Genomic DNA, 20,017 nt, shown 5'->3' with positions numbered 1-20,017 from the left:
CGTTAATCGATTGACGGGAGTTCGATGATGAAGACGGCGCCGCGCCCAGGCTCCGACTGGACGCGAATGCTGCCGCCGGCGCTTTCCACCACCTGCTGGCAGAAAGCCAGCCCCAGGCCATGGCCGGTCCCCCGGTCAGTCGAGAAAAATGGCTCGAAGACGCGTGCCTGCAGTTCTGGTGCGATGCCGGTCCCCTGGTCGGTGACGACAATGCGCCCGCAGCCATTGAGCACGCCCACTTCAATGCGCAGGTCCCCGGGTTTGGGGGCGGCGCTGGTAGCCGCCAGGGACCGGAAGGCATTTTTAAGCAGGTTGTTGATGACCTGCGCGAACAACCGGTAGGACGACTCGAAGGAAAAATCCTTGCGCAGCACCAGCGCGACGCTCTCGCGTTCGCGTGAGTTGCGGTAGGGGTAGTCCTTGACCACATTGCGCAACAGTGCTGCGGCGCCCACGGTTTCCTTGTGCGTTGGCAGGCGCATGAGGCGTGCATTGGCAATCTGCGTATCGATCTGCTGGTTCATGTTGCGCACCAGCATGTGCAACCGTACCACCAGTTGCTCCAGGCGCTGGGCATGGGCAAGCTCCTTGAACTGCTGGCTTTCATTGCGCACCGCATCGCCGATCAGCGACATCGTGGCCAGCGGCGTGCGCAGCTCGTGGGCCATGATGCCCATGGTGGTCAGTGTGTGCTGCAGGTGCTCGCGCCGCAGGTTTGCTGACGACAGCCCGAGCACCACGGCGCTGGCCCAGGTGAAGGCGATGACCACCGCATTGATGGAAAATTGCTGCTCGCTCAGGGGCGCCACGGTCGGGCCGAACCAGCGAAACAGCATCCACGCCAGCAATGCGCCGCTGAGCGTGCCCAAGGTCGCCGCGCGCCAGTCGGTCACATGGTAATAAATCAGCACCATTGCGCAAAAACTGGCCAGCCAAACTGTGTTGCCGTTGTTGCAAAGATACATCCAGCTGAAAAACAGCGGCAGCTGCAGCCAGAAAACGAGGGTGAAAATCCGCGCAGACAACTTGCTGGAGGGATCGTTGACAATGCTTTCCCAAATCAGCAAAAGACCCAGCGTGCCCATGACGGCCCGCAATGCGGGGCTTTCGTAAGGCTGCGGCAACCAGTGCCCCCAGATCCATCCAAACAGCGGATGACCCACGACGGTGAACAAGCCAAGCCAGCGCAGGCGCCACCGGGACGGGTGCAGAATAAGGTCCAACTGCTCCTGAAACAGTTCAGCCTTGATTCGCGCCTGCAGTCGGCCGCCCATGCCGGGGCGGCCCCACAGCGCGCGAATCTGTTGTTTGATCCTGGCGGGCACTACGGAAGTCATGAATAGAACTTGGAACATATCACAGCGCATTGTCACAGCTCCGGAGCAAAAATGAGCATGCAGCCCCCTGTCAACTTTGACAGTATTGCACTGGACAACATGCTCAGTGATTGGATCTCCGCACTGCGCGAATTCTCGGTTGAGGCGGTGGTCGTCCTGGGTCCGGACCCGTTTGGCCAGCGGCAGGACCGGAGGGTGGCGGCCGTTCATCCGCCACGTTTCCTGGACGCAGCGCTCGCCTTGGCTGAAAGTGAGGATTTCGGCGCACCGTGGCGGGAATCGGATGCGCCACTCGTGGCCTGGCAGCATATTGCCAAAACGGATCAGGCCAAAGTCCATGCCGAAGGAAGCCGCTGGCGCCTGCTGTGCCGGGCCCATGGCTTCCAGAGTGTGGTGCGGGTCGAATTTCCACTGCCTTCAGGACGCGCCTTTGAATGCTTCATCTTCAGTCCGCGCGAGTTCCATGACCGCGCCGAGGCTGCGGCCCTGGTCTGGTCGGCGCTCAACATCTGGCCGCTGTTCAAGCGCACCATGGCCGAGGCCAGCAGTCCCCTGAGCCCGCGCGAGGGTGCGTGCCTGGCATTGGCCTTTGAGGGGCTGACCGCACGCCAGGCCGCAGAGCGTTTGCAGTGTGCCGAGCGTACCGTCAATTACCACCTTTCCAATGCCATGGCAAAACTCAAGGTGGACAACAAGATGTCGGCAATCCAGCGCGCCTGCTGGCTCGGTGTGATCTGAATCTGCCCAGAGCCTGCGCCCGCGGCTGAAAGAAGGGAGAAGCGCGCGAGCCGGGCGTGAGGTTTTTGGGTTCATGCCGTTTCCGTGGATGGCTTGAATATTGCATCCGATGTATGGTTACAGTACAAAAGCCCTTTCAAGGGCCTTGCCAGACCGTTCCAACTCTTGTTCCAAGGAAAAATTGTCATGAAACGTCGCTCCCTTTTCACCGCGGCCGCTTCGGTGGCCCTGGTTTCCAGTTTGTTGTTGCCGCCGGCTGCGTTGGCACAGGCCAACACACTCAAGGTTGTACCGCACTCGAACATCACCATCCTGGACCCGATCTGGACCACGGCGTTTGTGACCCGTAACCACGGTTACATGATTTACGACACACTGTTCGGGACGGACTTGGCAGGCAAGGTCAAGCCGCAAATGGTGGACACCTATAGCGCCTCCAAAGACAACAAGGTCTGGACTTTCACCCTGCGCGACGGGCTGGAGTTTCATGACGGAAAACCCGTGACCAGCGAAGACGTGGTGGCATCGCTCAAGCGCTGGGCCAGCCGCGACAGCTTTGGCGGGGTCATGGCCAAGAGCCTGGCCAGTTATGAAACGCCCAATGCGAAAACTTTTGTCATCAAGTTCAACCAACCTTTTGGCGTGATGCTCGAAGCCCTGGGCAAGCCCTCGTCGAACGTGCCATTCATCATGCCGGCGCGCATCGCGGCCACCCCCGGCAGCGAGCAGATCAAGGAAAACATCGGTTCCGGCCCCTACAAGTTCGTCGCGGCTGAATATAAGCCGGGCGAAAAACTGGTTTATGTCAAGAATGAAAAGTACAAGCCCCGTGCCGAGGCGCCGGATGGCACCACCGGCGGTAAAAACGTCTACCTGGACCGCGTTGAATGGATCATCATTCGCGATCCGCAAACCCAGTTCAATGCCCTGCTGGCCGGCGAGGTGGATATCATCGAGCAACCCGCCTTTGAACAATACGCATCGCTCAAGGCCGCCAAGGACGTGCAGATCGTTGACGCCCAGCCGGCTGGCCTGCAGTACATCTTTCGTTTTAACCACCTGCATGCACCGTTTGACAACGTGAAGATCAGGCAGGCGGCCATGATAGCCATGGGCCAGGAAGCTTTCCTGAAAACCCAGGTCGGTGCACCCGGCATGTACAAGTTCTGCAGGAGCATTTTCCCCTGCGGCACGCCTTATGCCAGCGAAAACACCGGCATCTACACTGGCCTGGCCAACCCCGCCAAGGCCAAGCAGATGCTGGCCGAAGCCGGCTACAAAGGCGAGCCCATCGTGTTGATGCGGCCTACCGATCTGGCATCGATTGCCAAGCTGCCGCTGGTGGCCAAGCAGCAGCTCGAAGCCGCGGGCTTCAAGGTGGACATGCAGCAGTCTGACTGGGCGACTCTGCTGGCCCGCCGCGCCAAGAAGGATGCACCGGACAAGGGCGGCTGGAACGCTTTCATGACTGCATGGACGGCGGGTGACATCCAGAACCCGCTGACCATGGCCATGCTCAACGCCACCGGCGACAAGGGCTGGTTCGGCTGGCAGGACGACAAGATCATTGAAGAACTCAAGGTCAAGTTCGCCCAGGCCGGTACCGAGGCGGAGAAGAAAAAACTCGCGGAGCAGCTGCAATTGCGTGCCGTCGAGACGGCCACGCATGTGCACCTGGGGCAGTACAACAACCCTGCGGCGCTGCGGAAGAATATCTCGGGCCTGGTGCCTGGCGGTGCGCAGGTGTACTGGAACATCAAGAAGAACTAGTGCCCCCACGCTTGTCGCTTCGCGTACTACGCTGCCCCCCGAGGGGGCGGTGCGCCTGCGGACTGGCAAAGCCAGATCCGCGGCCCCTGCTTGAAAAGAGTGGTCACCACGTTCATTGGCGTCGTCGGCCATGCTGAGATTTTTGCTGCAGCGCTTGCTTGCGACCATTCCCGTCTTGCTGGTGGTGGCTGTCGTGGTTTTCCTGATCCTGCGGCTCACGCCCGGTGATCCCGCAGCGGTGATTGCCGGCAACAACTCGACCAATGAAGACATCGAGAAGATCCGGGAAACACTGGGTCTGAGCAAACCGCTGCTGGCCCAGTTCTGGATCTGGTTCACCAACGTGTTGCAGGGGGACCTGGGCTATTCGTTCTACCTGAACAAGCCGGTGACCGAACTGATTGCCCAGCGCCTGGAGCCAACGCTCAGCCTGGCGGTGGGCACGCTGGTGCTCGCGGTGCTGGTGGCGGTGCCCTTGGGCACCCTGGCTGCCTGGCGCATGGGCGGCTGGCTGGACCGGGTACTGTCGGGTTTTTCGGTTGCGGGCTTTTCGATCCCGGTGTTTGTCACTGCCTACCTGCTGATCTACGTGTTCGCCGTCCAGCTCGAGTGGTTTCCGGTACAGGGCTACCGGCGCCTGTTCAGCGCGGACGGCCAAGGTCTGTGGGCCTGGGCGCGACAGCTGGTGCTGCCCTGGCTCACACTGGCCATGATTTATGTGGCTCTCATTGCCCGTGTCACCCGCGCCAGTGTTTCCGAGGCGCTGACCGAGGACTACATCCGCACAGCGCGCGCGAAGGGGCTGGCTGAATCCGCGGTGCTGATGCGCCATGCGCTGGCGAACGCGGCGGTGCCGATTGTCACCGTGATCGGCATTGGCGTTGCGCTGCTGATCGGCGGTGTGGTGGTGACGGAAACCGTCTACGCCATTCCCGGCCTCGGGTCGCTGACGGTGGACGCGGTGCTGAACCGTGACTTTCCCGTGATCCAGGGCCTCGTGCTGTTTTTCAGCCTGCTCTATGTGGGTGTCAACCTGCTGGTGGATGTCAGCTATCTCTTTCTGGACCCGAGGATTCGTTACTGATGCAGGTCTGGCAACTTCTTTCGCAGCGGCTCTGGACCAACAGCGCCTTTCGTTTCGGTATTCTGGTGCTGGGTGTGCTTTTGCTGCTGGCCGCACTGGCGCCAGTGCTCGGCACGGTGGACCCGGCGGCCATGGACTCGGCCCATATCAACACCGCCGCCGGCGTGCGCGGGGAATTTGCGCAGCTCGACGGCACGGTGGTGATGCACACCTTCTGGATGGGCGCCGACAATTTCGGGCGCGATATTTTCAGCCGCGTGCTGTACGGCACCCGCACTTCGCTGCTGGTGGCAACTTTCACTGCGGCGGTGGCCATTGGCGTGGGTGCGCTGTTGGGCATGCTGGCCGGTTACTTTCGCATCGTTGATGCAGTGCTGATGCGTTTCATGGACGGGCTGATGGCCATTCCCGCCATCCTGCTGGCGATTGCGCTGGTGGCGGCGCTGGGCGCGCAGTTGTGGACCGTGGTGGTGGCGATCGCCATTCCCGAAATTCCGCGGGTCACGCGCCTGGTGCGAGCCATGGTGCTGACCTTGCGCGAAGAGCCCTTTGTCGAAGCGGCGCGGGCGCTGGCCACGCCAACGCCGGTGATTCTCTGGCGCCACATCCTGCCCAACGCCATGGCGCCATTGATCGTGCAGGGTACTTTTGTGGCCGCATCGGCCGTGCTGACGGAAGCCATCCTGAGTTTTCTGGGGCTGGGCCTGCCGGCCGACATTCCGACCTGGGGCAACATCATGGCCGAGGGCAGGGTGCAGTTCACCCAGTACCCGGGCAATGTGCTGTTCCCCGCGCTGTTTCTGGTGCCCACGGTGCTGGCCATCAACCTGTTGGGCGACGGGCTGCGCGATGTGCTGGACCCGAAATTCTCCAGGCGCATGCCATGAGTGCCAGCGTCCAGCCCGTCCTCGTGATCGACAAGCTGCACGTGGCCCTGCCGCCCGGCAGCGACCGGCCTTATGCGGTCGAAGAGATCAGCTTGAGCATTCACCCCGGCAAGACCCTGTGTGTGGTGGGCGAGTCCGGCTCGGGCAAATCGGTCATGGCCACCGCGGTCATGGGGCTGCTGGCCCGTGAGCTTCGGCCCGGCCCGGGCAGCGTCGTGTTGCAGGGAGAGTCCCTGCTGGTGGCCTCCGACCAGCGCCTGCGCGCCTTGCGCGGCCAGGCCATGGGCATGGTGTTCCAGGAGCCGATGACGGCGCTGAACCCGGTCATGACCTGCGGCGACCAGATTGACGAGCTGCTCCGGCAGCACACCGACTGGGGTGCGAAGCAGCGCAGCGAAGCGGTGCTGGACATCCTGCGGCGCGTCAAGCTGCCGGAGCCCGAACGCATGATGCGCAGCTACCCGCACCAGCTGTCAGGCGGGCAGCGCCAGCGCATCGTGATTGCGATGGCCGTCATTTTGCAGCCGGCCCTGCTGATCTGCGACGAACCCACCACGGCGCTCGACGTCACCACGCAGAAAGAAATACTCAAACTGATCGAAGAGCTGCAGGAAGACCGGTCCAGCGGCCGGCGCCAGGCCTGTGCGGTGCTATTCATCACGCACGACATGGGGGTGGTGGCCGAGATTGCCGATGACGTTCTGGTGATGCACCATGGCCGGGCGGTCGAGTACGGTCCGCGTGATGCGGTGCTGCAGACGCCCCAGGCCGACTACACCAAGGCGCTTCTGGCCGCAGTACCTAGCATGACGCCGCCGCCGGCCCGGCCGGTGCCTCGGGGTTCGCCGCTGCTCCGTGGCCTGGCGGTCAGCAAGACCTACAGTGCCCGTGACTGGCTGGGCCGCAGCCGTTTCACGTATGCGCTGAAGGCCGCGTCGGTGGCCGTGTCCGCCGGGGAAACGGTGGGCATTGTTGGCGAATCCGGGTCGGGCAAGTCGACCTTGGCGCGCTGCCTGATCCGCCTGATCGACCCGACGGACGGCCAGGTCTTGTGGCGCCAGAACGCCCAGAGCGAGGACGAAAGCCTACTCGACGTGGCCCAACTTGGCGAGGGCCACCTCCGGCCTTTGCGCAGCCAGGTGCAGGTGGTGTTCCAGGACCCCAACCGCTCGCTCAATCCGCGCCGCAAGGTGGGTGATTCCATCATCGAAGGCGCTATAAATTTTGGAGCTACCCGCGAGGAAGCTACGGCGCTCGCGGCCAGTTTGATGGACAAGGTTCGGTTGCCGGCCGAAGGCCTGCAGCGTTACCCCAGCCAGTTCTCGGGCGGGCAGCGCCAGCGCATTGCGATTGCCCGTGCGCTGGCCTGCAGGCCGCGCGTGCTGGTGGCCGACGAAGCCGTCAGCGCGCTCGATGTGAGTGTGCAGGCGCAGATCCTGAAGCTGCTGCGTGAGATCCAGGCTGAATTCGGCCTGGGCATGCTTTTCATCACCCATGACCTGCGGGTCGCGGCCCAGCTGTGCGACCGTGTGATCGTCATGCACCAGGGAGAAATTGTGGAGGAGGGTGCAACCGCCGGACTTTACGCGCACCCGCAGCATGACTACACCAGGCGGCTGCTCGCCGCCGCTCCCGGAGCCCTGTCTTGAAAAGCCTGAAAGTCCTTGTTGCTGGCTACCAGCATGAAACCAACACCTTCGCTCCCACCAAGGCCGACTGGGCGGCGTTCAACCGCGGCGACTCCTTTCCTGCCTTCATTCATGGCCGCGCCATGCTGGACAAGCTGGCCGGCATCAACATTCCCATAGGCGGCTTCATCGAGGCGGCGCGGACCATGGGCTGGCAGCTAGTGCCCAGCAGCTGGTGTGGCGCGATTCCCTCCTCGTATGTGACCGAAGACGCGTTTGAACGCATCTGCGCTTCCATCCTGGCCGATGTGGCCAAGGGCGGCTTTGATGCGGTCTATCTGGACCTGCACGGTGCGGCCGTGGCCGAACATGTCGCCGATACCGAAGGCGAGCTGCTGGCGCGCATACGCCGCGTGGTGGGGGCGGACCTGCCCATCGTGGCCAGCCTGGACCTGCATGCCAATGTCACGCGGCGCATGCTGCAGGAGGCCGATGCGCTGGTGTCTTACCGCAGCTACCCCCACGTTGACATGGCCGCCACCGGCGAGCTGGCGGCACAGTTGTTGGCGCGCCGGCTCAAGCTCGGGCGGCGCGAGGCGCTGCACTTCCGGCGCCTGCCTTTCCTGATCCCGCTCAATGCCCAAAGCACCTGGATGGAACCGGCCAAAAGCATTTACGAAGAGATCCTGGCTCTGGACCGCGATTTCGGTTCAGTGCTGAGTTTTTGCATGGCATTCCCAGCTGCAGATTTTGCGGAGTGTGCGCCCATGGTCTGGGGCTATGGTGAACATGCGGAGCAGGCAGTGCGGCGCCTGTGTGAGCGTGTGTCCGAGCCCTCGCAATGGCGGCTCAGCACGCTGGACGCCCCTGATGCGGTGGCCCATGCCATGACCTTGGCCTCGAAGCGCAACAAACCAGTGGTGATGGCCGACACCCAGGACAACCCGGGCGCCGGCGGCGACAGCAATACCACCGGCCTGCTGCACGCGCTGTTGCAACAGGGCGCGGGCCGGCGCTTTCCGGACCAGGTGGCGCTGGGCCTGATGTTCGACCCCGAAGCGGCAGCAATGGCTTTGGCGGCCGGCGTCGGTGCGACGATTTCCACGACGGTGGGCAAAGCGGTGCCGACCTTTACCGGGCAGCTGAGCGATCCGCCAGTGAGCGGCCGCTTTACCGTGCGTGCTGTCCACGATGGCAAGGTCACGCTCAAGGGGCCGATGATGACCGGGCTGACCGTGCACCTGGGGCCTTGTGCCTGCCTTGAGATCGATGGTGTGCTGGTGGCAGTGGCCAGCGGCAAGAAACAGATGCTGGACCGAGAGCTGTTCCGCATGGCCGGCATCACGCCCGAGGCGATGAAAATCATCGTCGTCAAAAGCTCCAACCATTTTCGTGCGGACTTCACACCGCTGGTGGAAAATGCCGCGACCGACATCCTGATTGCCAAAGCAGCCGGGCCGATGGCGGCGGACCCGGCTGATCTGCCGTGGAAAAACCTGCCCGAATCGATCCGGCGCCGGCCTTGAAGGACGGGTCGTCCGGATAACGCAACGACTGGAGTAGCTGATGACCACTTCCCCAACCTTGCCCGATCTGGCCGATTGCACCGCGACCGAACTGCTGCAGCTTTATAAAAGCGGCCAGGCCTCGCCGGTCGAAGCCACACGCGCCGTGCTGGCGCGCATTGATGCGCTCAATCCCGTCCTCAACGCCTTTTGCCTGGTGGCGCGGGAGTCCGCGCTGCAAAGTGCCCGGGACAGCGAAGCGCGCTGGCTGCGTTTTCGCCAGGGCGGCGAACCCTGCGGCGAACTCGACGGGGTGCCGGTCTCGATCAAGGATCTGATCCTCACCCACGGCATGCCGACCTTGCGTGGCAGCCACACGGTGGACGCCAGCCAGCCCTGGGAGGTGGACGCGCCCGCGACGGCGCGGCTGCGCGAAGCCGGTGCCGTGATCCTCGGCAAGACCAATACGCCAGAGTTCGGCTGCAAGGGTGAAACCAATTCCCCCCGCACTGGCATCACGCGCAACCCGTGGGGCCCCAGCAAAACCCCGGGCGGCTCTTCCGGCGGCGCAGCAGCGGCAGTGGCGTCGGGCATGGGACCGCTGGCCGTGGGCACGGACGGCGCCGGCTCGGTGCGCATTCCGGCGGCGTTCTGCGGCAACTTCGGCCTCAAACCCAGCTTCGGCCGCGTGCCGGCCTACCCGCTGTCGCCCTTCGGCTCGGTGGCCCACCTGGGGCCGCACAGCCGCAGCGTGCGTGATGCCGCGCTCATGATGAATGTGCTGAAAAAGCCGGATGCCCGGGACTGGACCTCGCTGCCTCCAGACGGCAGCGACTATCTGCAGGGTCTGGAAGACGGCATACGCGGCCTGCGCATCGCCTGGTCGCCCGCGCTGGGTTATGCGCGCAATGTGCATCCCGAAGTCGCGCGTTCGGTGGCGCAGGCGGTTGCCCTGCTGGCCGACCTCGGCGCCCACGTCGAGCAGATTGACCCGGGCTTTGAAGACCCGTTGGAGATCACCACCGGCCTGTGGTTTGCCGGTGCATGGACGGTATGGAACACCTTGAGCCCCGCGCAGCAGGCGCTGACCGACCCCGACTTCCGCGCCGAGGCGCTGCTCGGCGAAAAGTTCAGCCTGCTCGATATCCAGCGCCTGCACCTGCAGCGTGGTGCGCTGGGCAGCCACATGCGCCAGTTCATGCAGCGCTTTGACCTGCTGGTCACCCCCACTGTGGCCGTGCCCGCCTTCGAGGCGCGGCCCGCCGGCCATACCCCCATGGACCCGGCCGCCATGTTGGGCTGGACACCGTTTTCCTATCCCTTCAACCTGACCCAGCAGCCGGCCAGTACCGTGCCTTGCGGCCTGACTGCGGCGGGCCTGCCCATCGGCCTGCAGTTTGTCGGCCCGATGTTCGGTGACGCACTGGTGCTGCGCGCCTCGCGCGCCTGGGAAGCGGCGCGGCCGGTTGGGGTGAACTTCAAGCGACCCGTCATACCACCGCCCTGAGCGCACCGGCTGTCCGGCGCCTCCCGGGGGAAAACCTCTAGGCCTGCCGGCGTCCCGCTCACCAGAAGCTGTTCATAATCGGGTCGCATGACATTTCTAGCACTCGATGTGGGCAACACCCGGCTGAAGTGGGCGCATTACGCGACCCCGGCGGCCGGTTCCCCTTTGCTGGCCCATGGCGCGGTCTTTCTGGAGAACATCGACAAGCTGGCCGATGAGGAATGGTGTGACCTGCCCGCGCCCTCGCTGATTCTGGGCTGCATCGTGGCCGGCGACGCCGTCAAGCGCCGCGTGGAAGAGCAAATGGAGTTCTGGGACGTGGTACCACGCTGGGTCGTGCCCAGCGTCCAGGAAGCTGGCGTGAGCAACGGCTACGACCATCCGGCCCGGCTCGGGGCCGACCGCTGGGTTGCGATGATAGGCGCCCGGCAACGGCTGCTGGCGCGCGGTGTCAGGAAACCCTGCGTGGTGGTGATGGTCGGCACGGCGGTCACGGTCGAGGCGATCGACGCCTCTGGAAAGTTTCTCGGCGGCATCATCCTCCCGGGCCACGGCATCATGTTGCGCGCCCTGGAGTCCGGCACGGCCGGCCTGCATGTGCCAACGGGTGAAGTGAAGGACTTTCCCACCAACACCAGCGACGCCCTCACCAGCGGCGGCACTTTTGCCATTGCAGGTGCAGTGCAGCGCATGGTGGAAAACACCACGCGGCATTGTGGCGAAGCGCCTGAATGCATCATGACGGGCGGTGCGGGGTGGAAGATGGGGCCCAGCATGTCGATCGAGTTCGAACTGGTCGAAGGCTTGATTTTTGACGGTCTGCTGGAGATTGCTTCGAGGCGGTTTCCGGTCGAGGCCTGATTCCCAGTTCCATTCGCCTGGGTAGTCTTGCGGTGAATCAAGGCCACTGGGGATTTTGACCTGGGGTGTGGCCTGTGGCTTTCGCTTGGACTAAACTGGAACCGGGTTTGCGCTGCGCCCGCGCCCGATTTCTTACCACCCGCACTTCGGAGCATGCCATGGAACACACCAGCAAAGACAAACTGATCGTCGACATGAAAGTGGTTCTCGCCGACGTGGAAGAGCTGCTCAAGGCGGCAACCGCCGCCACCGGCGAAACCGCAGCTGCGCTGCGGGAGAAAGCGGCAGCCAAGCTCAAGCTGGCCACCGAAAAGCTGACCGGCCTGCAGGAAGCCGCATTGCTCAAGGGCAAGGAAGCGGCGAAGGTGACGGACGAATATGTGCATGCGCATCCGTGGAAAGCCGTGGGCATTGCCACTGCCGCCGGCTTCCTGATTGGCTTGCTGGTCAACCGCCGTTAAACAACGCCATGTGGGAAGCACCGGTCTGCCGGTGCACCTGCCGCAGCCATGAGCACGCCCCCATCTGATCGCACAGAGACCGGCCAGCCGCCGCGCCTGTTCGCGTCGCTGCGCCAGCTGGCCCTCACTGCGCTGGCCATGACGCACACGCGCCTGACTTTGGCCGGCATTGAGCTGGAAGAAGAACTGCAGCGCCTGATCGGTCTGCTGCTGAACCTGCTCGGGCTGCTGGTGTTCGGCCTGGTTGGCGTCCTGATATTCACCTTCATGATCGTGCTGGCGGTCGATGCGTCACAGCGTGTGGCGGTGCTGGCTTTTTTCGCGGCGGTGTACCTGGGCTTGGGCGGCTGGTTCTGGTGGCGCGTCCGGCACACGCTGGCAACGCGCCCGCCCTTCCTGCAGGCGACATTTTCCGAAATGGCGCAGGACCGCGACGCGCTGCAGGCCGTCTCTGCAAGTACCGCCTACCCCGATAAACACCATGAGTGACGCTGCCACCCAACGCGCGCTAAGAAAACAGCTGCTGCTGGTGCGTTCAGCCACGGAGCGCGCCGAGCTCGCGCAGGCCGTTCGTGCTGCGCGGCAGTCGGCAACGGCCTTCAAAAGCGGTGTCCCGGGGCTGGCCATGGGCAAGGGCTTGCCGCTGGCCCTCGGGCTGATCAGGCGCGCTCCGCTGATTAGCTCGGTGCTTCCGCTGGTGCTGGCCGGCGTGCGCCGCCCCCTGCTGCGTTACGCCTTGCTGGGTGCGGGCTCGGCGCTGCTAGTGTGGAAGGCTTACCAGTGGCTGGCCGAACAGCGCGGGCCTGCAGCGGAACCCGCCGAAGACGACAATCCTCCGGCCGCTGATTGATTTACTTCTGGAAAGGTGCGACGGCCTTGTCTGCGCCCGGCTGGCTACATGCTCCTGAATAGATAGCTGCTTGTGCCCGTTCCTATTGGGCTGGAGGCACTTTTTATATCTGAACCAAACGATCAGATTTCCAGGTTGTCGATCAACCGCGTGGTACCCAGCCTGGCGGCACCCAGCACCACCAGCGAGGTGTCGGCATTCTCCGACGGCAGCAGGTCGGCGCAGCGGCGCACGGTCAGATAGTCCAGTTGCCAGCCGCGTGCGGCCAGCGCCTGCATTGCGGCCGCTTCCAGGGCTTCCCGCTTTGGCAGGCCCTGCGCCTTGACGGCTTCGCCCAGGGCCTTGAGCGCCAGGGATAACTGAACCGCTTCGCTGCGTTCCTGAGCGTTCAGGTAGCCGTTGCGCGAGGACAGGGCCAGGCCGTCGGCCGCACGCAGGGTTTCGCCGGCGACGATGGTGATTGGCAGGGCAAATTGCTGCACCATGCGCTGGATGATCATTTGCTGCTGGTAATCCTTCTTGCCGAACAGCGCAATGCCGTCTGGCTTGCCCGCGAACACGCAGGAAAACAGTTTCATCACCACGGTGCTCACACCGACAAAAAAACCGGGCCGGAAGTGTCCTTCAAGAATGTCGGCGAGTTCGGCGGGCGGGTGCACCTTGTAGGTCTGCGGCTCGGGGTAGAGATCGGTCTCCCGTGGCGCAAACAGCACATCGCAGCCGGCGGCCCGCAGTTTGTCGCAATCGGCTTCCCAGGTGCGCGGATAGGTGTCGAAGTCCTCATGCGGCGCAAATTGCAGGCGGTTCACAAAAATGCTGGCCACGGTCACATCGCCGCGAGGCTTGGCCTGGTTGACGAGAGCAATATGGCCATCGTGCAGGTTGCCCATGGTGGCCACAAAGGCCGGGCACTTGTAAGGAGCCAGTTGCGCGCGCAAGTCGGCGATGGTGTGGGCGATTTTCATGCGGTGTTATGTGAGGTTGCAGTTCAAAGGAGGCAAACTATACAAGCGTGGGGGTTCCGGAGCCAGACCAGCCAGGGCCGCGGAACCGGCTTAGCCGGGCCGCAGGCGCAGCGGCCCCCTCGGGGGGCAGAGTAGTACACGCAGTGACAAGCGTGGGGGCCCTATGGTCACCACGCGTGCAGCGCATCGACCGGGAAGCGCCCTTCCTTGACGGCACGCACATAGGCCTGCATAGCGCCCTGCACGCTGTGCGCCTCGTTCATGAAGTTGTGCACGAACTTCGGCATCTTGCCCAGGTTCATGCCCAGCATGTCATGCAGCACCAGCACCTGGCCGGCGGTGCCTACGCCGGCGCCTATGCCTATGGTGGCGCAGTGCGTGAGCTCTTTGGTCAGCGTGGCCGACAACGTGGCCGGCACCATCTCAAGCACCAGCATGGACGCACCGGCATCTTGCAGCGCGTGGGCCTGGGCCTTCAGCAGGGCTGCGGCTTCGTCACTTTTTCCCTGCACGCGGTAACCGCCCAGGGCATGCACGGTTTGTGGCGTCAGGCCCAGGTGGGCGCAGACCGGGATGCCGCGCTCCACCAGAAAGCGCACCGTCTCGGTGGTCCAGCCGCCGCCCTCGAGCTTGACCATGTGGGCGCCCGCCTGCATCAGAACCACCGCGCTGCGCAGGGCCTGTTCCCGGGATTCGTGGTAGCTGCCGAAGGGCAGGTCGCCAATCAGCCAGGCGGTAGCCTGGGCGCGGCGCAGGCCGCGCGCGACACATTCGGTGTGGTGACGCATGGCCTCCAGGGTCACGCCCACCGTGCTGCTCAATCCCTGGCAGACCATGCCCAGCGAGTCGCCGACCAGAATGCATTCCACGCCGGCCGCGTCGGCCACCGCCGCAAAGGTGGCGTCGTAAGCGGTGAGCATGGTGATTTTTTCGCCTTGCGCGTGCATTTCGCGCAGGCGCGGCAGGCTGATCGGCTTGCGCGAGGCCGCCGATGGCGCAGCGGGCAGTGTGCCGTAAGGGCTGGCGCCGGTGTTTGCCGGTGAGGCGGGCGTCATGCGGGCACTCCGGGTGCAGAACGTGTCATTCCCAGGCGCTCCAGCAAGGCCACATCGGCGTCGGTGTCAGGGTTGCCGGTGGTCAGCAGTTTGTCGCCGTAAAAGATCGAATTGGCGCCGGCGAGGAAGCACAACGCCTGCACCGCATCGCCCATTTGCTGGCGGCCGGCCGACAGGCGAACGCGCGCTTTCGGCATGGTGATGCGTGCCGCGGCAATCGTGCGCACAAATTCAAACGGGTCCAGGTCCTTCTGGCTGGCCAGCGGCGTGCCTTCGACCTTGACCAGGTTGTTGATCGGCACCGACTCGGGGTAGGGCGACAGATTGGCCAGTTCGGCCACCAGGCCGGCGCGCTGGCGCCGGGTCTCGCCCATGCCGACGATGCCGCCGCAGCAGACTTTCACGCCCGCACTGCGCACGCGTGCCAGCGTATCCAAGCGGTCCTGGTAGTCGCGCGTGGTGATGATGTCGCCGTAGAAGTCAGGCGCGCTGTCGAGGTTGTGGTTGTAGTAGTCCAGGCCAGCGCTTTGCAGCGTTTGTGCATGGCCATCTTCCAGCATGCCCAAGGTGGCGCAGGTCTCCAGCCCGAGTGCCTTGACCGTCCGCACCAGCTCGGCCACTTTTTCAATGTCACGATCTTTCGGCGCACGCCAGGCGGCGCCCATGCAAAAACGTGTGGCTCCAGCATCTTTCGCGCGTTGGGCGGCCGCCTTCACCTCCTGCGGCTCCATCAGCTTGGTGGCTTCCACGCCAGTGTCGAAACGCGCCGCCTGCGGGCAGTAGTTGCAGTCTTCCGGGCAGCCGCCGGTCTTGACCGAAAGTAGCGTCGCAAATTCAACGCGTGTGGGGTCAAAATTTTCGCGGTGCACGGTTTGCGCCCGATGCATCAGCTCAGGAAAGGGCAGATCGAACAGTGCTTCGATGGCGTCCACGCTCCAGCGTTCGGGGCTGGCCGGGACGGTCTGGCGCGGGCGGTGCAGGGTGACGGGTTGTTCAAATACGCTGGACATGTCTAGGCTCCTGAAGGTGAGAGTGGCTCGACTCTGCTTTTTGACGGGTAGATGCGGCCGGCTCAAAGGCCTTGTACGGCAATCGTGGAGCGCTCTTCCTGGATGCGGTTGGCGCTGTCAACAAACACCAGTTTAGGCTGGAAGCCGGCCACCTTGTCTGCCGGCAATTGGCCAAAAGCGGCAATGATGATCAGGTCGCCAACAGTCGCCTGGCGTGCCGCCGAACCATTGACCGAGATGGTGCCGCTGCCGCGCTGCGCACGTATGGCGTAGGTCACAAAACGCGCGCCGTTGTTGATGTTCCAGATGTGGATCTGCTCGAACTCGGAAATGCCGGAGGCCTCCAGCAAGTCATCGTCAATGGCGCAGGAACCTTCGTAATGCAGCTCGCAGTGGGTGACGGTGGCACGGTGGATTTTTCCGGCGAGAAGGGTACGTTGCATCTGCGTATCTGGGCCTCAGGGCCTGGGTGAAAGTGTGGGTTTGGGAAACAGGGGGGGCGTGACAGGGAGGCTTTTCCGCCCGCGCTGCAAGGCTTCCTGCAGCTGCAGGATGGCTGCTTCAGGTGACGCCGCCGCCGTGATGGCGCTGATCACCGCCACACCAGCGGCGCCTGCGCGCGCCGCCTGCTCGGTCCGCGGTACATTCATGCCGGCAATGCCGACAACCGGTGTCGGCAGCAGCGCGCACCAATAGGCCAGGTTGTCGTTGCCTTGCGGAATCCACGGCATGGCCTTGGCTTGAGTCGGGTGGATGGGGCCGCACGCAATGTAGCTGGGCTGGAGCGCCCAGGCGCGGCAGACTTCCCAATAGGCATGCGTGCTGATGCCCAGCCGCAAGCCGGCCTGGCGAATGGCAGTCAGATCGGCAATGTGCAGGTCTTCCTGGCCCAGATGCACGCCGTAGGCGCCTTCCTCGATGGCCAGCTGCCAGTGGTCGTTGATGAAGAGTTGCGCACCGGCTTTCGTTGCCGCGGCAATCGCCTGGCGCACTTGCTGCCGTACGAATTCACGCTGCTCTGGTTGCTCTGGTTGCTCTGCATCCTTGATGCGTAGTTGCACAGTGCGCACACCGGCGGCTGTCACGCGCTCAACCCACGCCGCGCTGTCCACCACGGCATAAAGCCCCAAGTCTGGGTCGCTGAGCGCGGCAAAGCCGCTGACCGCCGTGGGATGCGGCAGGCTGAAACAGGGGAGGTTGCCGCTGTGCAGGGCAAAGGCGGTGTCCGGCTCCGGCGAAGCTGCCGCCATGCGGGCCAGGATGATTGCATCGATGGCCACAAAACCTTTTGCCAGCGCGTCGGCTGCACTGGCAGCGAAGGCGGAAGAATCGGCGGCAAACTGACCTGCCGGTAGGCTGAGCCAGCCGTTGGCCTGCGGGGTGTCGGCATAGACTTCGTTCATGCCACCGGTGATCACCACCGCCTTGCAAACGCGTGCGCGCAAGGCCCTGGCAGCCTGCTCGACGGCGTCACGCGTGTCCAGGGAAGCCAGGCCCAGCAGGGAGGCTGCTTCCTGGCGGTCGACGCAAAGTAAAGCGGCGGCCGGGGACGGTTGATCGCCTGGCTCCTGTAGCAACCGCTCGAGTTCCCTCGCATGGCTTGAGAGCGTCCACACCGGTGCAGTGTTGATGGAGGTGGTCATAAGACGAAAGGCCGGCCGGTGACCGGGGTCGAGGCAACCGCCATGTCCTGCTGCGCCATGATGCCGGCCTCGTATGCCAGTCGTCCAGCTTCGATGGCAAGCTTGAAAGCGCGCGCCATTTGTACCGGGTCGCGCGCGTGGGCCACGGCCGAGTTGAGAAGCACCGCGTCGTAGCCAAGCTCCATGGCCTGCACCGCGTCGGCCGGTGAGCCGATGCCCGCATCCACGATCAGCGGCACACCCGGCAGGCGCGCGCGCAAGGTGCGCAATGCGTAGGGGTTGATCAGGCCCTGGCCCGAGCCAATGGGTGCACCCCAGGGCATCAGGATGCGGCAACCGGCGTCGAGCAGGCGCTGGCAGCTGACCAGGTCGTCGGTGCAATAAGGGAAAACTTCAAAGCCATCGCGCACCAGTTCGGTGGCGGCCGTCACCAGCTCAAACGGGTCGGGTTGCAGCGTGTGTTCATCTCCCACCACCTCAAGCTTGATCCAGTGGGTGCCGAACAGTTCGCGCGCCATCTTCGACAGCGTGATCGCCTCGCGCGCGCTGCGGCAGCCGGCGGTGTTGGGCAGCAGGCGGGCGCCACTGGCCTGGATCAGCTTGTAGAAGTCGTTTTGCGCGTTGCCATCGGCGGCCAGCTGGCGCTTGAGGCCGACAGTGACCACCTGCGCACCAGAGGCGGCGATGGCCTGCTGCAGGACTTGCGGCGACGGATAGCTGGCCGTGCCCAGGAAAAAGCGGCTGGCCAGCTCAATGCCGGCGATTTGGAAACTCATACCTAGCCTCCTGTGATGGCTTGAAAGGTGAACACGGCGTCGCCTTCTGCGAGCAGGGTTTGCGCACGTGCATCACGCGCCACAAACTCGCCATTGACAGCGCTGGCAAACGAGGCAGCCGGCAGTTCGGTGGCGGCTAGCGCATCGGCCAGGCTGCTGCCCACCGGCACTTGCCGGGCTTCACCGTTGAATGTGATGTTGATCAGGGTCATGCTAATTTCTGCAACGTTTGCTCGACCAGCGCTGGCGCAATCAGCCAGCCGTGCCGGAACAGGCCGTTGATACGCACCAGCCCGGGCGCTTGTTCAACGTGCGGCAAATTATCTGGCAGCGCGGGACGAAGGTTGGTTTCCGTGTGTACAACGCGCGCCTCGGCCAGTTCCGGAATGATGCTGTGCGCGGCCGCCAGCAGTTCCACCACGCTGCGCAGCGAGATGGGCGAGCGGTCTTCGCATTCAATCTCGCTGGCACCAATGACAATATGCCCGCCTTCGCGCGGTACCAGATACACGCGGTGCCGCGGATGCAGCAGGCGTATCGGTCGCCGCAGCGTTACATGGGGCGCATGCAGCCAGATGACTTCACCGCGCACACCCCGCACGCCGGGGGTGAACCCCGCAGAGGGGTCGGCAGCGTTGGCAGAAGGGCGGGCACCAGTGCCGCGCACGTCAAATACGCAGTCGAAGGCGTGAGCGCCCTGTGCGGTGTGTATCTTGCCGGGAGAGAGGCGGTCCACCTTGGTGCCCCAATGCCAGCGTGCACCGGCGGCATGGGCCAGGGCCACCATCGCCTGCACGGTGTGGATCTGCCCCTCGTGCGGCAGCAGCCATGCATGCGCCACACCATGCAGGTCTGGCTCCAGTTCCCGCAGCGCGGCGGCCTCCAGCAACTGCGGTGCGTGGCCCGCGGGTGCCTTGTGGTTCAGCAGGTCTATCACGCGCCGCGCCGCGCCTTCATCACCACGGTGCGCCAGCAGCAAGCTGCCGCGCTGGTGCAACTCGACAGGCATGCCGAGTGACGCCACGATGGCGGGCCAGAGCTCCAGCGACCGCAGGCCGAGCGCAAACACGTTTTCGTCCGCCGACTCCAGCTCGGCCGTGGGGCTGAGCATGCCAGCGGCCGTCCAGCCCGCAGCGTACACGCCGGTGGCCGGCGCCTCTGGCCCTGGCGCGGGGTCAAATACCTCGACAGAATGGTCGGCCCTTGTCAGCTCGAAGGCCAGCAGCCGTCCGAGAAGGCCTGCGCCCGCGATGCCGATATGCATGGATGTGTTTGCCCTGGTCAGCGTGGGTTCAGAGTTTCTGGATGGGAATGTAGATTTCGCTGCCGCCTTCGCGGAACTCGGCGGATTTTGCCTGCATTCCCTGGTCCAGTGCTGCGTTTTCCGCAATACCTTGTTGTGCCGCAAACTCGCGCACTTCCTGGCTGATTTTCATCGAGCAGAACTTCGGCCCGCACATGGAGCAGAAATGCGCCACCTTGCTGACTTCCTTGGGCAGGGTTTCGTCATGAAACTCGCGCGCGGTGTCCGGGTCCAGCGACAGGTTGAACTGGTCGTGCCAGCGGAATTCGAAGCGCGCCTTGGACAGGGCCTCGTCACGTGCACGCGAAGCCGGGTGGCCTTTGGCTACGTCGGCCGCATGCGCGGCAATCTTGTACGCAATGATGCCCTGCTTGACGTCGTTGCGGTCCGGCAGGCCCAGGTGCTCCTTGGGCGTGACGTAACACAGCATGGCGGTGCCGAACCAGCCGATCATCGCCGCGCCAATGGCGCTGGAGATGTGGTCGTAGCCGGGCGAGATGTCGATGGTCAGTGGACCAAGCGTGTAGAAGGGCGCTTCGTGGCAGTGTTTGAGCTGCTCTTCCATGTTGGCCTGGATCATGTGCATGGGCACGTGGCCGGGGCCTTCGATCATGGTCTGCACATCGTGCTTCCAGGC

The 20,017-nt window shown here is 64.0% G+C and carries 21 protein-coding genes; 11 read left to right on the top strand and 10 right to left on the bottom strand.

Annotation, left to right across the window (positions count from 1 at the left end; genetic code table 11):
- Positions 1 to 2: 2 nt before the first annotated feature.
- Positions 3 to 1,337: a HAMP domain-containing sensor histidine kinase gene (locus ABI660_RS15290; protein ID WP_348069549.1), complete on the bottom strand. Its 1,335-nt coding sequence runs from the start codon at positions 1,335 to 1,337 to the stop codon at positions 3 to 5.
- Between the two features lie 51 nt (positions 1,338 to 1,388).
- Between ABI660_RS15290 and ABI660_RS15285 the strand changes: the two genes are divergently transcribed.
- The 11 genes from ABI660_RS15285 (at position 1,389) to ABI660_RS15235 (ending at position 12,628) form a co-directional block, all read left to right on the top strand.
- On the top strand, positions 1,389 to 2,075 hold the full coding sequence (locus ABI660_RS15285) for a LuxR C-terminal-related transcriptional regulator (protein WP_348069547.1): 687 nt from the start codon (positions 1,389 to 1,391) through the stop codon (positions 2,073 to 2,075).
- Between the two features lie 186 nt (positions 2,076 to 2,261).
- Positions 2,262 to 3,845 (top strand): ABC transporter substrate-binding protein, encoded by a 1,584-nt coding sequence (locus ABI660_RS15280; RefSeq protein ID WP_348069545.1) that lies wholly within the window; start codon positions 2,262 to 2,264, stop codon positions 3,843 to 3,845.
- Between the two features lie 130 nt (positions 3,846 to 3,975).
- A complete protein-coding gene (locus ABI660_RS15275) occupies positions 3,976 to 4,929 on the top strand; it encodes an ABC transporter permease (RefSeq protein WP_348069543.1) in 954 nt (317 codons plus the stop codon).
- Positions 4,929 to 5,816, top strand: a complete 888-nt coding sequence (locus ABI660_RS15270) for an ABC transporter permease (protein ID WP_348069541.1) — start codon at positions 4,929 to 4,931, stop codon at positions 5,814 to 5,816. The genes ABI660_RS15275 and ABI660_RS15270 overlap by 1 nt, the downstream gene beginning before the upstream one ends.
- Positions 5,813 to 7,465, top strand: a complete 1,653-nt coding sequence (locus tag ABI660_RS15265) for an ABC transporter ATP-binding protein (RefSeq protein ID WP_348069539.1) — start codon at positions 5,813 to 5,815, stop codon at positions 7,463 to 7,465. The genes ABI660_RS15270 and ABI660_RS15265 overlap by 4 nt, the downstream gene beginning before the upstream one ends.
- A gap of 5 nt (positions 7,466 to 7,470) precedes the next feature.
- Positions 7,471 to 8,970, top strand: coding sequence for a M81 family metallopeptidase (locus ABI660_RS15260; RefSeq protein ID WP_348069570.1), 1,500 nt, complete (start codon positions 7,471 to 7,473; stop codon positions 8,968 to 8,970).
- 40 nt (positions 8,971 to 9,010) lie between these two features.
- A complete protein-coding gene (locus tag ABI660_RS15255) occupies positions 9,011 to 10,456 on the top strand; it encodes an amidase (protein ID WP_348069537.1) in 1,446 nt (481 codons plus the stop codon).
- A gap of 87 nt (positions 10,457 to 10,543) precedes the next feature.
- Complete coding sequence (locus tag ABI660_RS15250) at positions 10,544 to 11,317, top strand: type III pantothenate kinase (RefSeq protein ID WP_348069535.1); 774 nt, start codon at positions 10,544 to 10,546, stop codon at positions 11,315 to 11,317.
- Positions 11,318 to 11,475: 158 nt separating this feature from the next.
- On the top strand, positions 11,476 to 11,778 hold the full coding sequence (locus ABI660_RS15245) for a DUF883 family protein (protein WP_348069533.1): 303 nt from the start codon (positions 11,476 to 11,478) through the stop codon (positions 11,776 to 11,778).
- A 48-nt stretch (positions 11,779 to 11,826) separates the two neighbouring features.
- Positions 11,827 to 12,267 (top strand): phage holin family protein, encoded by a 441-nt coding sequence (locus ABI660_RS15240; protein ID WP_348069531.1) that lies wholly within the window; start codon positions 11,827 to 11,829, stop codon positions 12,265 to 12,267.
- Entirely contained in the window at positions 12,260 to 12,628 is a 369-nt protein-coding gene (locus tag ABI660_RS15235; RefSeq protein ID WP_348069529.1) for a hypothetical protein, read from the top strand. The genes ABI660_RS15240 and ABI660_RS15235 overlap by 8 nt, the downstream gene beginning before the upstream one ends.
- Positions 12,629 to 12,750: 122 nt before the next feature.
- On the opposite strand, the gene panC is transcribed toward ABI660_RS15235, so the two are convergent.
- The 9 genes from panC to ABI660_RS15190 all read right to left on the bottom strand — a co-directional run.
- Positions 12,751 to 13,593 carry a pantoate--beta-alanine ligase gene (panC, locus tag ABI660_RS15230; RefSeq protein WP_348069527.1) on the bottom strand — a complete coding sequence of 281 codons (843 nt, stop codon included), beginning with the start codon at positions 13,591 to 13,593 and terminating at the stop codon, positions 12,751 to 12,753.
- A 167-nt stretch (positions 13,594 to 13,760) separates the two neighbouring features.
- Positions 13,761 to 14,648, bottom strand: coding sequence for a 3-methyl-2-oxobutanoate hydroxymethyltransferase (gene panB, locus ABI660_RS15225; protein WP_348069525.1), 888 nt, complete (start codon positions 14,646 to 14,648; stop codon positions 13,761 to 13,763).
- Positions 14,645 to 15,658 (bottom strand): biotin synthase BioB, encoded by a 1,014-nt coding sequence (gene bioB / locus ABI660_RS15220; protein WP_348069523.1) that lies wholly within the window; start codon positions 15,656 to 15,658, stop codon positions 14,645 to 14,647. The genes panB and bioB overlap by 4 nt, the downstream gene beginning before the upstream one ends.
- Positions 15,659 to 15,720: 62 nt before the next feature.
- Complete coding sequence (gene panD, locus ABI660_RS15215) at positions 15,721 to 16,101, bottom strand: aspartate 1-decarboxylase (protein ID WP_348069521.1); 381 nt, start codon at positions 16,099 to 16,101, stop codon at positions 15,721 to 15,723.
- Between the two features lie 15 nt (positions 16,102 to 16,116).
- Positions 16,117 to 17,301, bottom strand: a complete 1,185-nt coding sequence (locus tag ABI660_RS15210) for a thiamine phosphate synthase (RefSeq protein ID WP_348069519.1) — start codon at positions 17,299 to 17,301, stop codon at positions 16,117 to 16,119.
- On the bottom strand, positions 17,298 to 18,077 hold the full coding sequence (locus ABI660_RS15205; protein ID WP_348069517.1) for a thiazole synthase: 780 nt from the start codon (positions 18,075 to 18,077) through the stop codon (positions 17,298 to 17,300). The genes ABI660_RS15210 and ABI660_RS15205 overlap by 4 nt, the downstream gene beginning before the upstream one ends.
- A 2-nt stretch (positions 18,078 to 18,079) precedes the next feature.
- Positions 18,080 to 18,289, bottom strand: a complete 210-nt coding sequence (gene thiS, locus ABI660_RS15200) for a sulfur carrier protein ThiS (protein ID WP_348069515.1) — start codon at positions 18,287 to 18,289, stop codon at positions 18,080 to 18,082.
- Positions 18,286 to 19,341 (bottom strand): glycine oxidase ThiO, encoded by a 1,056-nt coding sequence (thiO, locus tag ABI660_RS15195; protein ID WP_348069513.1) that lies wholly within the window; start codon positions 19,339 to 19,341, stop codon positions 18,286 to 18,288. Before thiO ends, thiS begins: the two co-directional genes overlap by 4 nt.
- A gap of 28 nt (positions 19,342 to 19,369) precedes the next feature.
- Positions 19,370 to 20,017: phosphomethylpyrimidine synthase ThiC (locus tag ABI660_RS15190; protein ID WP_348069511.1), on the bottom strand; the 648-nt coding region annotated here is incomplete at its 5' end.

This window comes from Polaromonas sp. (assembly GCF_039930745.1).
Classification (GTDB): Bacteria; Pseudomonadota; Gammaproteobacteria; order Burkholderiales; family Burkholderiaceae_C; genus Polaromonas.
The sequence above is the reverse complement of the archived record's forward strand: the minus strand, read 5'-3'. Positions and strand labels throughout refer to the sequence as shown.

Bases quoted from the DNA above. Each gene is read 5' to 3' on its own strand.
- ABI660_RS15290 (WP_348069549.1), bottom strand. From the start codon at position 1,337: ATGACTTCCGTAGTGCCCGCCAGGATCAAACAACAGATTCGCGCGCTG.
- ABI660_RS15285 (WP_348069547.1), top strand. From the start codon at position 1,389: ATGAGCATGCAGCCCCCTGTCAACTTTGACAGTATTGCACTGGACAAC.
- ABI660_RS15280 (WP_348069545.1), top strand. From the start codon at position 2,262: ATGAAACGTCGCTCCCTTTTCACCGCGGCCGCTTCGGTGGCCCTGGTT.
- ABI660_RS15275 (WP_348069543.1), top strand. From the start codon at position 3,976: ATGCTGAGATTTTTGCTGCAGCGCTTGCTTGCGACCATTCCCGTCTTG.
- ABI660_RS15270 (WP_348069541.1), top strand. From the start codon at position 4,929: ATGCAGGTCTGGCAACTTCTTTCGCAGCGGCTCTGGACCAACAGCGCC.
- ABI660_RS15265 (WP_348069539.1), top strand. From the start codon at position 5,813: ATGAGTGCCAGCGTCCAGCCCGTCCTCGTGATCGACAAGCTGCACGTG.
- ABI660_RS15255 (WP_348069537.1), top strand. From the start codon at position 9,011: ATGACCACTTCCCCAACCTTGCCCGATCTGGCCGATTGCACCGCGACC.
- ABI660_RS15250 (WP_348069535.1), top strand. From the start codon at position 10,544: ATGACATTTCTAGCACTCGATGTGGGCAACACCCGGCTGAAGTGGGCG.
- ABI660_RS15245 (WP_348069533.1), top strand. From the start codon at position 11,476: ATGGAACACACCAGCAAAGACAAACTGATCGTCGACATGAAAGTGGTT.
- ABI660_RS15240 (WP_348069531.1), top strand. From the start codon at position 11,827: ATGAGCACGCCCCCATCTGATCGCACAGAGACCGGCCAGCCGCCGCGC.
- ABI660_RS15235 (WP_348069529.1), top strand. From the start codon at position 12,260: ATGAGTGACGCTGCCACCCAACGCGCGCTAAGAAAACAGCTGCTGCTG.
- panC (WP_348069527.1), bottom strand. From the start codon at position 13,593: ATGAAAATCGCCCACACCATCGCCGACTTGCGCGCGCAACTGGCTCCT.
- panB (WP_348069525.1), bottom strand. From the start codon at position 14,648: ATGACGCCCGCCTCACCGGCAAACACCGGCGCCAGCCCTTACGGCACA.
- bioB (WP_348069523.1), bottom strand. From the start codon at position 15,658: ATGTCCAGCGTATTTGAACAACCCGTCACCCTGCACCGCCCGCGCCAG.
- panD (WP_348069521.1), bottom strand. From the start codon at position 16,101: ATGCAACGTACCCTTCTCGCCGGAAAAATCCACCGTGCCACCGTCACC.
- ABI660_RS15210 (WP_348069519.1), bottom strand. From the start codon at position 17,301: ATGACCACCTCCATCAACACTGCACCGGTGTGGACGCTCTCAAGCCAT.
- ABI660_RS15205 (WP_348069517.1), bottom strand. From the start codon at position 18,077: ATGAGTTTCCAAATCGCCGGCATTGAGCTGGCCAGCCGCTTTTTCCTG.
- thiS (WP_348069515.1), bottom strand. From the start codon at position 18,289: ATGACCCTGATCAACATCACATTCAACGGTGAAGCCCGGCAAGTGCCG.
- thiO (WP_348069513.1), bottom strand. From the start codon at position 19,341: ATGCATATCGGCATCGCGGGCGCAGGCCTTCTCGGACGGCTGCTGGCC.